The organism is Flavobacterium sp. CSZ, from assembly GCF_015350725.1.
Taxonomy (GTDB): Bacteria; Bacteroidota; Bacteroidia; order Flavobacteriales; family Flavobacteriaceae; genus Flavobacterium.
On sequence record NZ_JADKPQ010000008.1, the window covers coordinates 195,386 to 209,351 of the forward strand.

11 protein-coding genes are annotated in these 13,966 nt (G+C 35.8%); 3 read left to right on the forward strand and 8 right to left on the reverse strand.

Annotated features, from left to right (window positions below; genetic code table 11):
- Positions 1–118 precede the first annotated feature (118 nt).
- The 6 genes from IRZ78_RS11445 to IRZ78_RS11470 all read right to left on the reverse strand — a co-directional run bounded on the left by IRZ78_RS11445 (position 119) and on the right by IRZ78_RS11470 (position 7,156).
- Positions 119–1,465, reverse strand: coding sequence for a DUF3526 domain-containing protein (locus tag IRZ78_RS11445; RefSeq protein ID WP_194616672.1), 1,347 nt, complete (start codon positions 1,463–1,465; stop codon positions 119–121).
- A 1-nt stretch (position 1,466) separates the two neighbouring features.
- Positions 1,467–2,918 carry a DUF3526 domain-containing protein gene (locus IRZ78_RS11450; RefSeq protein ID WP_194616673.1) on the reverse strand — a complete coding sequence of 484 codons (1,452 nt, stop codon included), beginning with the start codon at positions 2,916–2,918 and terminating at the stop codon, positions 1,467–1,469.
- A 5-nt stretch (positions 2,919–2,923) separates the two neighbouring features.
- Entirely contained in the window at positions 2,924–5,218 is a 2,295-nt protein-coding gene (locus tag IRZ78_RS11455; RefSeq protein WP_194616674.1) for a TonB-dependent siderophore receptor, read from the reverse strand.
- 29 nt (positions 5,219–5,247) lie between these two features.
- Positions 5,248–5,943, reverse strand: a complete 696-nt coding sequence (locus IRZ78_RS11460; RefSeq protein WP_194616675.1) for an ATP-binding cassette domain-containing protein — start codon at positions 5,941–5,943, stop codon at positions 5,248–5,250.
- A gap of 279 nt (positions 5,944–6,222) precedes the next feature.
- Positions 6,223–6,540, reverse strand: a complete 318-nt coding sequence (locus IRZ78_RS11465; protein ID WP_228520440.1) for a hypothetical protein — start codon at positions 6,538–6,540, stop codon at positions 6,223–6,225.
- Positions 6,541–6,721: 181 nt separating this feature from the next.
- Positions 6,722–7,156, reverse strand: a complete 435-nt coding sequence (locus IRZ78_RS11470; protein ID WP_065449721.1) for a DUF1810 domain-containing protein — start codon at positions 7,154–7,156, stop codon at positions 6,722–6,724.
- A gap of 739 nt (positions 7,157–7,895) precedes the next feature.
- Here IRZ78_RS11470 and IRZ78_RS11475 point away from each other — a divergent pair.
- From IRZ78_RS11475 to IRZ78_RS11485, 3 genes are all read left to right on the forward strand, one after another.
- Positions 7,896–8,645, forward strand: a complete 750-nt coding sequence (locus IRZ78_RS11475; protein ID WP_194616677.1) for a dihydrodipicolinate reductase C-terminal domain-containing protein — start codon at positions 7,896–7,898, stop codon at positions 8,643–8,645.
- 426 nt (positions 8,646–9,071) lie between these two features.
- A complete protein-coding gene (locus IRZ78_RS11480; protein WP_194616678.1) occupies positions 9,072–9,512 on the forward strand; it encodes a MarR family transcriptional regulator in 441 nt (146 codons plus the stop codon).
- Between the two features lie 3 nt (positions 9,513–9,515).
- Positions 9,516–10,847: a S41 family peptidase gene (locus tag IRZ78_RS11485; protein WP_194616679.1), complete on the forward strand. Its 1,332-nt coding sequence runs from the start codon at positions 9,516–9,518 to the stop codon at positions 10,845–10,847.
- 124 nt (positions 10,848–10,971) lie between these two features.
- On the opposite strand, the gene IRZ78_RS11490 is transcribed toward IRZ78_RS11485, so the two are convergent.
- Complete coding sequence (locus IRZ78_RS11490; protein WP_194616680.1) at positions 10,972–11,718, reverse strand: succinate dehydrogenase/fumarate reductase iron-sulfur subunit; 747 nt, start codon at positions 11,716–11,718, stop codon at positions 10,972–10,974.
- A gap of 102 nt (positions 11,719–11,820) precedes the next feature.
- Positions 11,821–13,731, reverse strand: coding sequence for a fumarate reductase/succinate dehydrogenase flavoprotein subunit (locus tag IRZ78_RS11495; protein ID WP_194616681.1), 1,911 nt, complete (start codon positions 13,729–13,731; stop codon positions 11,821–11,823).
- Positions 13,732–13,966: the final 235 nt, after the last annotated feature.

Below are 13,966 nucleotides of genomic sequence, written 5' to 3' on the forward strand. Positions count from 1 at the left end.
TTTAACCGCAAAGCACGCAAAGTTTTTTTGTTATGCAGGGTTTTATAAAAAAGCAAAGTTCGCAAAGCTTTGCATATAGCCTTTGCGAACTTTGCGTAAACCTTTGCGTGCTTTGCGGTTAAAATACCCTGCGGTTAAAATTTCGCCACCCAAAACCCATCAATAGTAAATTGAAAAACAGTAAAGGCAAAAATGCTTTTGCAAAACTTACTTTAGATGAATCATGAAAGGTTTCCACTTTAAATTTAGACCAGTTTTCTTTGCTCACATCGGCATTGTCAAAGATTTTTGGATAGAAATACAAACGCATTTTTTCGTGAAACTGCTTAGTTTCTTTCAAAAATAAAAGCTGATTTCCTAAGTCAGATTGGGCAATTTCGTTCAGCTGTATCTGCGTATGCATCGTAGGGATAAATTGCGCGATAAGCTGACTCGCTTTATTGCGTTGCTGTAATTTATACTCCAGTTCCTGGGATTGCTTTGCCGAATCATCATCTCCCGCCTGTTGCATGGCATAATACCAAAGCCAGCTGAATTCTTTATCCGGCAAAGGATAAGTTTTAAATTGCGGATAATGATTATAGAATTTATCCATCGTTATTTTTTTATCCATATCCCATTTTTCATGATAGGCATTTCGTTGTTTTACGGTTAATTCCAGAGCTTCAGGAATTGGAAATTTATTGACAATATAAGTATTGATTGTAGCTGGTAAAATAATAATCAAAAACAACCAGATCGTCAATAAAATAACTGCATTAAAGTTTGAATTTTTCTGTAATGAAACTATAAAAAAGCTTATGGCAAACCAAAAAAGAATGTACAAAATTCCGAGACCGTAAAAGGTGAAAAGTGCTTGATTAAGTGGAATATTCAAAAATAGAATTGCTATAAAAAGTACCATTGTTAAAAGCGCAATTAAACTTAAAATTCTAATATAGAATAACTTCAGGATGTATAAAAAAGTATTCTGACTTTGTGTAGCCACAATTTTCCAGGTACCGCTTTCTTTTTCCTCTGAAACCAGATTATAAGAAAACACAACAATTAAAAGCGGAAAAAGATAAATCAATACAAAACTAAAATCGATATTTCCGGACAAAAGATTATTAGGATTATTAAGCTCTGAGTCGTATTTCTGTCCTTCCAAACCACGAATCGTAACACTTTGTATCGACGGGTTTACATCTCTCTGGCCAATTGCCAAACTATTAACTGGCAAAGTTGCATTCACCAATGAAAATTTGATGTAGTAGAGCAGAAGCCCCATTTCATCTTTATGAAAAGCGGCATTTCTGGCAATATGTTCTTTTTGATAAAGTGCCGCTTCTTGAATATTATTCTGTTGCTTTTGCTGAAATTGCTGACCAATTAAAAGGCTTATAAAACAAATTACTAAAAGGAAAATCAGTCCAATTTTGGTTCCTTTAGAGCGTATGAAATTTTTAAAAAGTAATGCTAACATATTAGATGGCTTTAAGGTTTTTAGCTGCAATTCGAATGAAAACAAAAAGCAATATTATCCAGAGAATTATAGATATAACAGAAATAATTTCGGATTTTAAAACGTCCCAAATTCCCTTTGGTTCATAATGAAATTCGGCTACATCTGCCCAGTGTTCTTTATTAATAGTCAAAGGTTTGTCGTTGGGGCCGGGCTTTTTATTACTAATATATTTTACCTGTAAACCATTCATTTTTTGCGCCATGTTGTAGCGATAATCTTCGGCTTGTTTCTGAAAATCGATGTACGAATCATAATCTGTATTCGATAATCCCATCGATAAGTTTTTCATCGCGATATATGGATTTAAGAAAGAAACCATTTTAGAAAAGCTATTTTGCTTTTGGTACACCTGAAGTAATTTTTCTAAATGCTGATTGTAAATCCTGGAACTTATTTTCTCGCCTTCGGTCATAATAAATCCGGAATAATTAAAAGGCAGTTTTTGTACTGAATCGACTTTGTAAACGCTTAAAAGGGAATCTTTAATGGCTTTATAATGCAAATCATTCGGGTTATGGCTGTCTCCCTGTTTAAGAATATCTTTTTCGATATCACTCTGAAACTGGATTTTAGACGAGGCTTCGTAAATATAAGCGCCAATTGCCTGAGTGGTTCGTGGCAGGATAATCGTAAAAACCAACCAAATCCCAATTAGCGAAATCAATGCTTTTTTAGATGTTTTGCTGGATGCAGAAACCAAAACCGCGATAACGCAAAAGAAAATCAGATAAATAAAATGAAACCCGATAAACAATAGCATTTTGATCGTTTCATCGGCAGAAATGCTAAAATTTTGCAGCAACAACCAGATAAAAACCAAAACAATAATGGTTGGGATAAAAAGCAGCATAATAACGCTGGCGACTCCCAGTATTTTACCTCTTAATAATTGTTTCCAACTGATTCCCTGACTTAAAAGCAGTTTTAAAGTTCCGTCTTCTCTTTCTGCTGCGACTGCATTAAAACCTAAGAAAAAGATCAATAAAGGCAATAAAATTTGTAAAACCATAGCAATACTGATTTCTCCAAATCGAAGCATACTATTAGAAAATCCTGCTTCAGAGAAATTAACGGTATTTTGTTTGTGTGCTTCCAGAAAAATGGCATTCCCAAAAAATTGTTCCATACCAAATTCAAAAACACTTAATGGCGTACTTTTTCTAAAGGCAAAATTTCCGTAATGTGCCATTCGGTGTGGGTTTTTATCCGGATTTTTTAGCCAGTCTTCTCTGGATTCGTGCTGGTATTTTTCGCTGGTTTCGTTTTGATTGGTATAATTTTCCCAACCTGAAAATGCCGCATAAAGTAAAATAATCCCAATAAAAAGGGTGATAATAAAAACTGCCGTATTCTTAAAAACGGAGTTCTTTAAATGTTTGGCGATTAAAATTTCTGTGTGTAGTGATTTCATACCAATTAAAATTTATAAGTTACAGTCAGGCTAAAATTTCTGGGAGCTCCGGGAAATAATCTCAGATAATTCTGAGCGCCTAACCAATATGTTTTATTGAATACGTTACCTGCATTAAGGGCGATTTGCATATTGCTTTTGTTGGGTTTGTAATAAACAGCGGCATCAAAAACGGTAAAATCAGGAAGTGTAAAAGTTCTTGTAAACCACGGCACTTTGCTGCTCTGGTATTGCATCCCGAAACCAATGGCCAAATCTTTTAAAGCCGAATCGGAATTGAAATTATAACGTGTCCATAAATTGGCGCTGTTTTTTGGCGTATTCTGCTTTCGCGCACCAATTAGCGAAGCGTCACGATCATTTGTAATTTTGGCATCGATATAACTGTACGAAGCGTTTATTTGCCAGTCGGCTGTGATATATCCTGCCAGATCAAACTCGAAACCACGGCTTCTTTCGGCACCTCTGGTGACTAATAAATCAGGATTGGCCGGATCATTGGCATTCATCAAAATATTACGCTGATTGATCTCGTAAACGGCTGCGTTAAAACTCATCGAATTATTGAAGAAAGTCGCTTTTACACCCACTTCTTTCAAATTGCTTTCAAGCGGATCAAATAAACTTCCGGCCGGTAAGGAGCCGGTTTGCGGCATTAAAGTAACTGTATTCGATTGCGGCTGATAACCTTCAAGATAAGTAGTGTAAACATTAATTTCATTGTTGACCGCATAAGTCACGCCTACACGAGGCAACAACGCCGATTTTTTAACCGTCAATTCGTTGTTTGATTCATAATTGGTAATGTCTTCAAACCATTCGTTTCGCAAACCCAGTAAAAAAGTGAATTTCTCCCACTGAATCTGATCCTGAATATAAATTGCATTTGTGGTCGTTAATGCAGATGGCAATGCCGTTCTCACATTCAGTGTATAATAATCTGCGCTTGTGATAGTATACGTTGGATTATTCAGATTGAAGTAATTGACATTGGGTTTTGGTAAAATCACACCGTCAATCGTCGTGGTTTGATAGTTGGCTGCGTTTGCCGCAACAAAAGTATTCGCAACAGTTCCGTCTTTTAGCAAATAACCTCTTGCTGCATTTTGTCCGCCGCCTTTGGTTTTATTCCAGGAACTTAAATCGTATCCGGCCAATAGCTTATGCTTGATTTTTCCGGTTTTTAAATCGAAATTAAAATACGCACTCAAATTGTCGATGTCCCAATATTGCTGGCGTTGTACAAATTGCATCATAGCCAGACTGGTTACGGGCTGATTGTTCATATCAACCGCAAAGCCGTTTGTGGTTCTGTGTTCCTGAAGATCCTCTGTCCAGGATTGTTTCATATATTGGGCATTAAAACCAATTTTAGAACTGAATTTATGAGCAAAACTCGTCGTAAAAATCATTTCTTTCGACTTGAAAAAATCACTTGGTGCGCCCAGATTCAAACTAATTGGTGTTTTATTTAAACTGGTAACTCCTGCAACAGCACCAAAAATGGGCTGTCCGCGATCGAGAATTCCGGTCATGTTGCTCAATATCAAGTCGGTATTAATGGCCGTTTTTTCATTTGGGATATAACTGAAAGACGGAGAAATCAAAAACGACTTATTACTCACTAAATCACGAAATGATTTGGCTTCCTGATACGCTCCGTTTACACGATACAAAAGAGTTTTCGATTTGTTTAGAGGTCCTGTAAAATCTAAGCTTCCGCGAAAAGTACTAAAACTCCCCACACTCAGACTTACTTCTTTTCGATCAACAGACAAAGGTTTTTTGGTTACCAGATTGATGCTTCCGCCCGGATCTACAGAAGAGAATGTGGCGCTCGACGGACCTTTAATCACTTCAACACGTTCGATATTAGTGGTTAAAGGCTGTAAAAAGTAATATTGACGAGTTCGCATTCCGTTGATGATCTGTCCTTCCTCATTTTGGCTAATACCGCGAATTGTATATTGATTGTAATAACTCGCCGGAATCACGCCACTTGCCATTTTTACGGCATCGGCAAGATAAAAAGCACCCTTATCTGCAATTAATTCTTTGGTAATTGTCGATATAGATTGCGGAATATCCTTGTTTAATGCTGCAGTTTTTGTGGCAGCAAAAGAATAATCACTATTGTACTTTTTTGATGAACGCCCCACGATTTCAACGGTTTGCAATTCATTGCCTGCCATTTTTATGGAATCAGATACAATACTGTCTGTTACTTTTTTAATAACATTTTGAGATTGTGAGTATTGTGTGCCAATAATTAACAATAAAAAGGGATATATGTGTTTCATTTTTATTATGATGGAAATTATACTTCCTTTTATACCGTTTGTAAATAAAGATCTTCCAGTTCATTTGCCGAGATTTTATCAGCTTCGATCACGGTAACCAGGTTTCCTTGTTTCATAATCCCAATATGAGTAGCAACTTCGCGGGCTCTGAAAATATCATGGGTAGCCATCAATATTGCTGTTCCGTCTGCAGAAAGTTCTTTAAGGATTTGAGAAAATTCGTTTGAAGCCTTCGGATCTAATCCACTCGTAGGTTCATCTAGCAGCAAAACTTTTGCTCTTTTGGCAATTGCAATCGCAATACCTACTTTTTGACGCATTCCTTTAGAATAACCACCAAGATTTTGATCGTGTGCAGTGACTTGCAAACCTGCTTTGGTCAGGAAATAAGTCAATTCGCCGGTACAATATTTAAATCCGGCAAGAGACGAGAAGAATTTCAGGTTTTCTAAACCCGTAAGATTGGGGTAAAGCATTACCGTTTCGGGAATGTATGCAACATATTTTTTGGTTTCCTGAGCATTTTCTATAACCGATATATCGTTGATTTTCAGTTCTCCTTCTGTTGGTTCAATAAAACCCAGAAAAAGATTGATTGTAGTTGTTTTTCCGGCACCATTTTGACCTAATAGCGCAAAGATTTCACCTTCTTTAATAGTAAGGTTCAGTTTATTCAAAGCAGTATGATTGCCATATTTCTTAGTCAGGTTTTCAGCTATAAGCATAATTTTTATGTATTTGGAATGATTTAATTTTGTTTTGATCGCGGTCACAGTCGTAGTGACAGTCACAGTTTAAATTGCGAGGATAGGCATGGTTTACTACGGTTTTTTGTAGAAAGAAATTAATTAGTATTTGAAAATGAGATAACATTTTTACCTCTTATTCAATACGATTTTTGTTTGAATAGAGTGTGTCAAATGAAAATGCAATCAATTCTCCTTTTACCAATTAAAGAATAGGTAAGAGGTGTTTTAATTTTTCGAAATTAAAAATGTAGTAAACTAAACTAGGGCAGGAGGCGCTCTAAGGGCAAAAAGGCTGCCTTTAAAGAAGGTTGAAGCAACTTTTGTATAAAAGAATACATAAGAAGTTTCGGTATTTACCTTATGAAAAGATAAAGTTTGAAATGCGTTTGGAATAAAAGTACTAAAAGCAAAGTGGCAAACATGGCAATTGCTGTCAACAGCATGGCTGTGCGTGATTTGCTTTTGCCCTTCAACATAGTGATGATCACAAGGTTTCTCTGTTAGTTGCTTGTAAATATGCTCATAAGAATGGACAGTTTGAAACAGCATTGCGAACAATACGGTTGCAGCCATAAAAAGATTAATTAATACAATTTTCTTTTTCATTCTTACTTTGGAAATCCTTTGTTTATAGCGAGTACAGGAGTTATTAACTAACGCAACTCGGTTGCAAAGATAGATATCTTAATTAAAAAAGTACTGGAATTGAGTAATAATTTAAAATTATGAATCGGAAATTTTATAATACAAGTTCTTAAAAATTACTATACAACAATTGAAGTGTATGAAAATCAGAAGATCCGTCAAAATACTTGTCCAGTACTTCTTCAAATATCGGTTCAGAATTTTGAACACTTGCAAATAAAGTCATACACGATTGTAATTTTTCATTATCAGGATTTCCAAAAATATCTTCAGCTGTTTTTTCGTCTGTTTTGATTAATTCGGCAGTAATTTCGATAAGATGTTTTCCCAAAATTGGATGTTCTAAAAAAGCGATTGCTTCATCAGCATTTTTAATTTCGTAGAATTTTGAAGTATCGCAAGACCCGAGACCCTTTATCTGCGGAAAAATAAACCACATCCACGGAGACTCCTTCTTTCCTTTTTTTATTTCTGAAAGCGCAGACAGGTATAATTTATTTTGCGCGTCAAGAAAACGAACCAATTCTTTATTATTGTAAGCCATTATGTACTGATTTTATTTGGGGCAATCAGGTCGTAAAACTACTGAAAATAAATAGAGTTAAGTATTCTGAAAGTTTTTTTTACGTTTCTTTTTTTCTATATATTAAGCGGATAAAAAGCTGTAGTATTTATCGGGAATTTTTACTGGTTTGAGAGAAATGTTTGTTTTAGAATTAAAAAAAAAGATAAGCTTGCAATCACATGTAAATAAGGCTTTTTTGTCATTTCGATCGAAGGGAGAAATCACACAAGTTATTGGACAAAGATTGTCGTGTTTCTTGCGAGGATTTCTCCTTCGTCGAAATGACAAGATTATGGTATAAATAAGCGAAATTGTCGGCGTATATAAAGAAAGTTCAAAAAAAAAATCTCGCGCAGAGGCGCAGAGTTTTTTTTAGAGCTTTTTATTTTGATTTTAAAATCATTTTAATCCTTTAATCTTTGGCAAAATAAAACCTTGCGATCTTTGCGAAAAACCTTTGCGACCTTTGCGGTTAAGAAAAATCGAATCATACTAAACTTCTAATTATATAAAATGTTTTGACAATATTATTCCTGTTAACAAAGCTATTTATTGTTACAAATCCGGGAAATGGTTAGAAATCTTGTTATAATATTTCTATTTTTACTAATACACTATAATTATCGACTTAGATAATAATTGAAGTTTTGATTTGACATTAGTTTCAAAAAATGTCAATTTCTGTTAACGGGCGTTCTGCCCAATAAAAAAATAAAATATGAAAATAGGATTAATCGGATTTGGAAAAACTGGAAAATCAGTAGCATCAATACTACTTGAAAACAAGAAATTTTGCCTGGAATGGGTTTTAAGACAAAGTACTGTTTTAGAACACAGATCAGTTCCGGAGTTTTTTGGAATTCAGTCAGACGAGCCTGGATTAATCTATTCCAGTTCAAAAACGACTATGGAAGAGTTGTTAGACAAACATCCGGTTGATGTAATTATTGATTTTTCGTCTAATGAAGGAATTTATACTTATGGAGAACTTGCCGCAAGCAGAAACATTAAAATTATCTCAGCCATTTCACATTATAAAGACAAAGAATTACAATTATTAAAAAAGCTAGCGCATAAAACCACCGTGTTTTGGTCGCCGAATATTACACTTGGCGTAAATTATTTACTTTTTGCGGCTAAATTTCTGAAGAAAATTGCGCCCTGGGTGGATATCGAAGTCAATGAAGAACATTTTAAAAAGAAAGAAGGAACATCCGGAACGGCCGTAAAAATTGCAGAAGCTTTAGATATTGACAAAGAAAACATCAATTCGGTCAGGGCAGGAGGAATCGTTGGGAAACATGAGGTAATCTTTGGTTTTCCGTATCAAACGGTTCGATTGATTCATGAATCGATTTCGAGAGAAGCTTTTGGAAACGGAGTAGTCTTTGTTGCCGAAAATTTAGAACACAAACAAAAAGGATTATACAATTTTGAAGATATTTTGTCGCCTTATTTTGTTGTTTAGATTTTAGTATTAATTGCTTTTGCCGCAAAGGTGTTAAGACACAAAGTTTTTTTTGTTTCACGCAGATTTTAAAAGATTTAAGCAGATATGCGAAGAGATTTTTATAATAATTTAAAATTAAATCTGCTATAATCTGCTCCCGATAGCTATTGGGACTGCGTGAAAACATCCTTTTAATCTTTCTAATCTGTGGCCTTAAATAAAATCCTTTGCAACTTTGCTCCCGATAAGCATCGGGATTGCTCGAAATTCCCTCAACAATAGAAAAAAAAACTTCAATATTCAAACCCGACAGGTCTAAAAAACTGTCGGGTTTATTGTATGCGCTAATTCGATATCAATAATAATTAATTTAAAAATACTTGATATATCAAATAAATAATTATATTTGATATATCAAACACATTTCAGGTTAACAAATTTTATATGAAACAAAAAACGCCAACCGGAACGGTTCTCTACACCATAGAACAAGCTATTAAAGAATACAGGAAAGTTTGTCAAAAAAACATTCAAAAGGTTGTAAGTGATATTACAGTCGATCAGTGTTTGGTATTAATTATCCTCAACGATAATGCCAAAATTTCTCAGATAGAAATAGCCAGATTAATTTTTAAGGATAATGCATCGGTTACAAGAATCATTGAATTGATGGTTAAAAAAGATTATCTGACCAGAGAAACAGATGAATTGGATAAAAGAAAAACCAAGCTGGAAATCACTGAAAAAGGGCGCAAAACAATTGTCTTGCTGACACCTGTTTTTAAACTCAATCGGAAAACCGCTCTTGACGAATTATCTCCTGACGAAATCCAATTATTAGATAAAATCTTAAACAAAATAATTTTAAACTGTAAAACTTCATAAAAAATGAAACACCTATTTGCCTTATTGTTGCTAACATTTTCAATGGGTTCCTATGCCCAAAATCAGTCAGTTGCAAAAGAAGAGATTAAGCTTACTGAATTAAGTAAAAAACAAATTATTGATTCGCTGACCAAAGAACTTGACGAGTTCTATATACGACCAAATGCTGTTGGAGATATTAAAAAGAAACTGAATGAGAATTATAAAAAAGGACTTTACAAAGAAATTGTAAAACCAAATGATTTTGCCAGTAAACTAAGCTCAGATCTTATAGAGGCTAGTAAAGATTTACACTTTGCAGTACGATATGATCCGGAATGGACAGAAGATCAGCTAAAAAAAGGAGATAAAGAGGTACAGAAAAAAATTAAAGCGGAGGAATTTGCTGAAGCAAAAAAGAAAAATTTCGGTTTTCAACAAGCACGAATTTTAGAAGGAAATATAGGCTACTTAAAGTTTGATTATTTTGAAGATCCTGCAATAGGAAGTGAAACTGCAGCAGCGACCATGCAATTTTTAAGCAGTACTGATGCGCTAATTATCGATTTACGCCAAAATAATGGCGGAGCTATGGAAATGGGACAGTTTTTAAGCAGTTATTTTTATTCAGGTAAAGAATTACCTCTTTATAAATATTATTATAACGAGAAAAACAGAAAAAAAGTAGAAAGAGAAATGTGGTTATTACCATCTGTACCGGGAAAACGTATGGAGGATGTTGACATTTATATCCTAACAAGTAACACTACTTTTTCTGCTGCTGAATGGATGAGTTATTCGCTTCAAAATTTAAAACGTGTTACAATTGTGGGCGAAAAAACGGCTGGAGGTGCACACCCGATCGATCGAAAAGTATTACCAAATGGTTTTTCTGTAAATATTCCTTTTGGTGAAGTTAAAGATCCTATTACAAATACGGATTTTGAAGGAAAAGGCGTGATGCCCGATGTTCTGTGCAAAAGCGAAGAAGCAGTAAATACCTCTCACATACTGGCTTTGCAAAAGCTTTCGGCAAAAAATAAAGATTTAGGAAATAGTCTGGATTGGTATGTTTCTATCGCTAAAAACAGACAAAAAAAGGCTAATGTTGAAGCTTCAATTTTAAAGTCGTACCAGGGCAAATTTGGGAAAGTTGAACTGAAATACGAAAATGATAACTTATATTACAAATGGAATAATATAGCTACTTTGCTATTGACTCCACTGGAACAGGATTTATTTTTGCTTGACGGAGTAGATGATTTTCGCATAAAAATTGTCTCAGAAAATAATGTTGTAACAGGATTTAAAAGAATTTATCAGGACGGGCAGGAGAAGTTTTATAAAAAAGAGTAGTTTTTAGAATTTAATTTCGCAATCCCGATAGCTATCGGAGCAGAGACGCCAGGTTTAAAAAACTTAAAAAGAAAAAACTTTGCGACTCTGCGACTCTGCGAGAGATTTTTTTTATTCATATTAATCACTTCCTAAAAATCAAAGCTTTACTATATTCCGCATTCATTTTGGCAATCGAAAGAATCGAAATCCCTTGCGGGCATTCGATTTCGCAGGCTCCGGTATTCGAGCAGTTTCCAAAACCTGCTGAATCCATTTGGTCCACCATGGTTAAAACCCTTTTCGAAGCCTCGATTTTTCCTTGCGGAAGCAAAGCGAGATGTGTTATTTTGGCACCAACAAACAAGGCTGCACTTGCATTTTTACAAGTTGCTACGCAAGCGCCACAGCCAATACAAGCAGCGGCATCAAAAGAAGCTTCGGCAGTTTCGTAGGATATTGGGATACTATTGGCTTCAGGAGCCTGACCTGTAGAAGCTCCAATAAAACCTCCCGCTTCAATTATGGAATCAAAAGCAGAACGGTCGATTTTTAAATCTCTTAAAACCGGAAATGCTTTGGCACGAAAAGGTTCGATATAAATGGTATCTCCGTCTTTAAAACTTCGCATATGAAGCTGGCAGGTTGTGGTATTTTTTAAAGGTCCGTGCGCTCTTCCATTAATGACAACGCCGCATTGCCCACAGATTCCTTCGCGGCAATCGTGATCAAATTCTATCACACGTTCCTTTTTCTGAAGTAGGGATTCGTTCAAAAGATCGAGCATTTCCAGAAAAGACATATGTTCAGAAACCCCGTCAATTATATAATTTACCATTTCTCCTTTCGCGGAAGCGTTAAGTTGTCGCCATATTTTAAGATATAGTTTCATAGCTAATTATTAATTATAAATTGTTAATTATGAATTGTTTGTAGTTTGTGAAATTGAAATTTATGGATTGTTAATTAATAATTTATAATTAACAATTAATAATTATTTGTAACTTCTAACTGCCAGTTCAACCGATTCGAATACCAAGGGTTCTTTGTGTAATTCCGGCCGCTGATCTTTTCCTTTCCATTCCCAGGCCGAAACATAACAGAAATTGGCGTCGTTTCGAACCGCCTCACCATCGGCAGTTTGGTATTCTTCACGAAAGTGTGCCCCGCAGGATTCTTCTCTTTGCAGCGCGTCATGGCACATTAATTCGGCCAATTCTATATAATCTGCAATGCGTCCGGCTTTTTCTAGTTCGCTGTTTAAAGTATCGTCTCCGGTAATTAGAAGGTCTTTTTCAAAAGATACCTTTAGTAATTGGATTTCATTTAAGGCTTCTTCGAGTTTTTCTTTACTTCTGGAAAGTCCGCATTTCTCGTATAATAATCTTCCAATTTTTTTATGGAAGTAATCTGTAGATAACGTTCCGTTGCTGTTTAAAAATTTATCTAATTGTGCTCTGACTGATTTTTCGGCTTCATCAAAAGCAGGATGAGTAATATCCGGTTTTGGAGCGTTTAATTCACCGGCCAAATAATTCGGAATCGTATAAGGAGCAATAAAATAACCATCGACACAAGCCTGAAGCAAGGAATTTGCCCCCAGTCTGTTCGCGCCATGATCGGCAAAATTGGCTTCTCCCAAAGCAAATAAACCCGGAATAGTAGTCATTAATTCATAATCGACCCAAAGACCGCCCATCGTGAAATGTGCTGAGGGTGAAATTAACATAGGTTCTTTGTAAGCGTTGATTCCGGTAATTTTCTCGTACATAGAAAAAAGATTGCTGTATTTGGCTTCGATCGTATCTTTTCCCTGCGCTTTAATCGCAGCCGAAAAGTCAAGATAAATGGCATTTTTCATAGGACCAACGCCATGTCCGGCATCAATTTGTTCTTTTGCCGCTCTTGACGAAATATCTCTTGGAGCTAGATTTCCAAAAGAAGGATATTTACGTTCTAGATAATAATCGCGTTCGTCTTCCGGAATTGTATTTGGATTTCTGTCATCGGCAGCTTTTTTAGGCACCCAGATTCGCCCGTCGTTACGAAGCGATTCCGACATCAACGTAAGTTTAGATTGATTGGCGCCGTGTTGCGGAAGCGAAGTAGGGTGAAACTGAATCCAGCTCACGCCAGCCATATAAGCGCCTTTTTTATGTGCTCTCCAAATAGCCGAACTATTGCAGCCCATTGCCAAAGTCGAGAGATAATAGACTTTTCCATAACCTCCCGAGGCTAAAACTACCGCATCTGCAACGTGGCGTTCGAGTGCTCCCGTTTCAAGATTTCGGGCAATAATTCCTTTTGCTTTTCCATCAATTACAACCAGTTCCAGCATTTCATGACGCGTATGCAGAGCGACTTTTCCTAAAGAAACCTGACGTAATAAACCTTGGTAAGCTCCCAGTAAAAGTTGTTGCCCCGTTTGTCCGCGGGCATAAAACGTTCTGGAAACCTGAACACCTCCAAAAGATCTGTTATTAAGATATCCTGCATATTCCCTGGCAAACGGAACTCCTTGCGCCACAGCATGATCTATTAACGCTGCTGAACATTCCGCCAGACGGTAGACATTCGCTTCGCGGGACCTGAAATCGCCGCCTTTTATCGTGTCGTAGAACATTCGATAAGTACTGTCTCCATCATTTTTGTAGTTTTTGGCAGCATTTACACCGCCTTGTGCCGCAACAGAATGGGCTCTTCTGGCCGAATCCTGAAAACAAAAGGACTGAATGTTATAGCCTTGTTCGGCCAGCGATGCTGCACAGGAAGCACCTGCAAGACCGGTTCCTACCACTATGATATTGAGTTTTTTTCTGTTGGCCGGATTTACGAGTTTCGCTTTCGACTTATAATTATTCCATTTTTCGGCTAATGGGCCTTCCGGTATTTTGGAGTCTATCATTTTTGTTTATTTAAAATGAAACTGAACTTTAAGAAGCTGTAATTTACTACAAAATATTGACTTTTGGAATAATAAACGGGAAGGATTTGTAGAAATCCACACATTAAAACCAAATAGATTATAAAATAAAATCTGCTCGATCTGCTAAATCTGCGCGAAAAAATATTAAACACATAGAAACATAGATTTTATGCCCGATAGATAAGACAAAAAAGAAATACATTTCTTTCACATA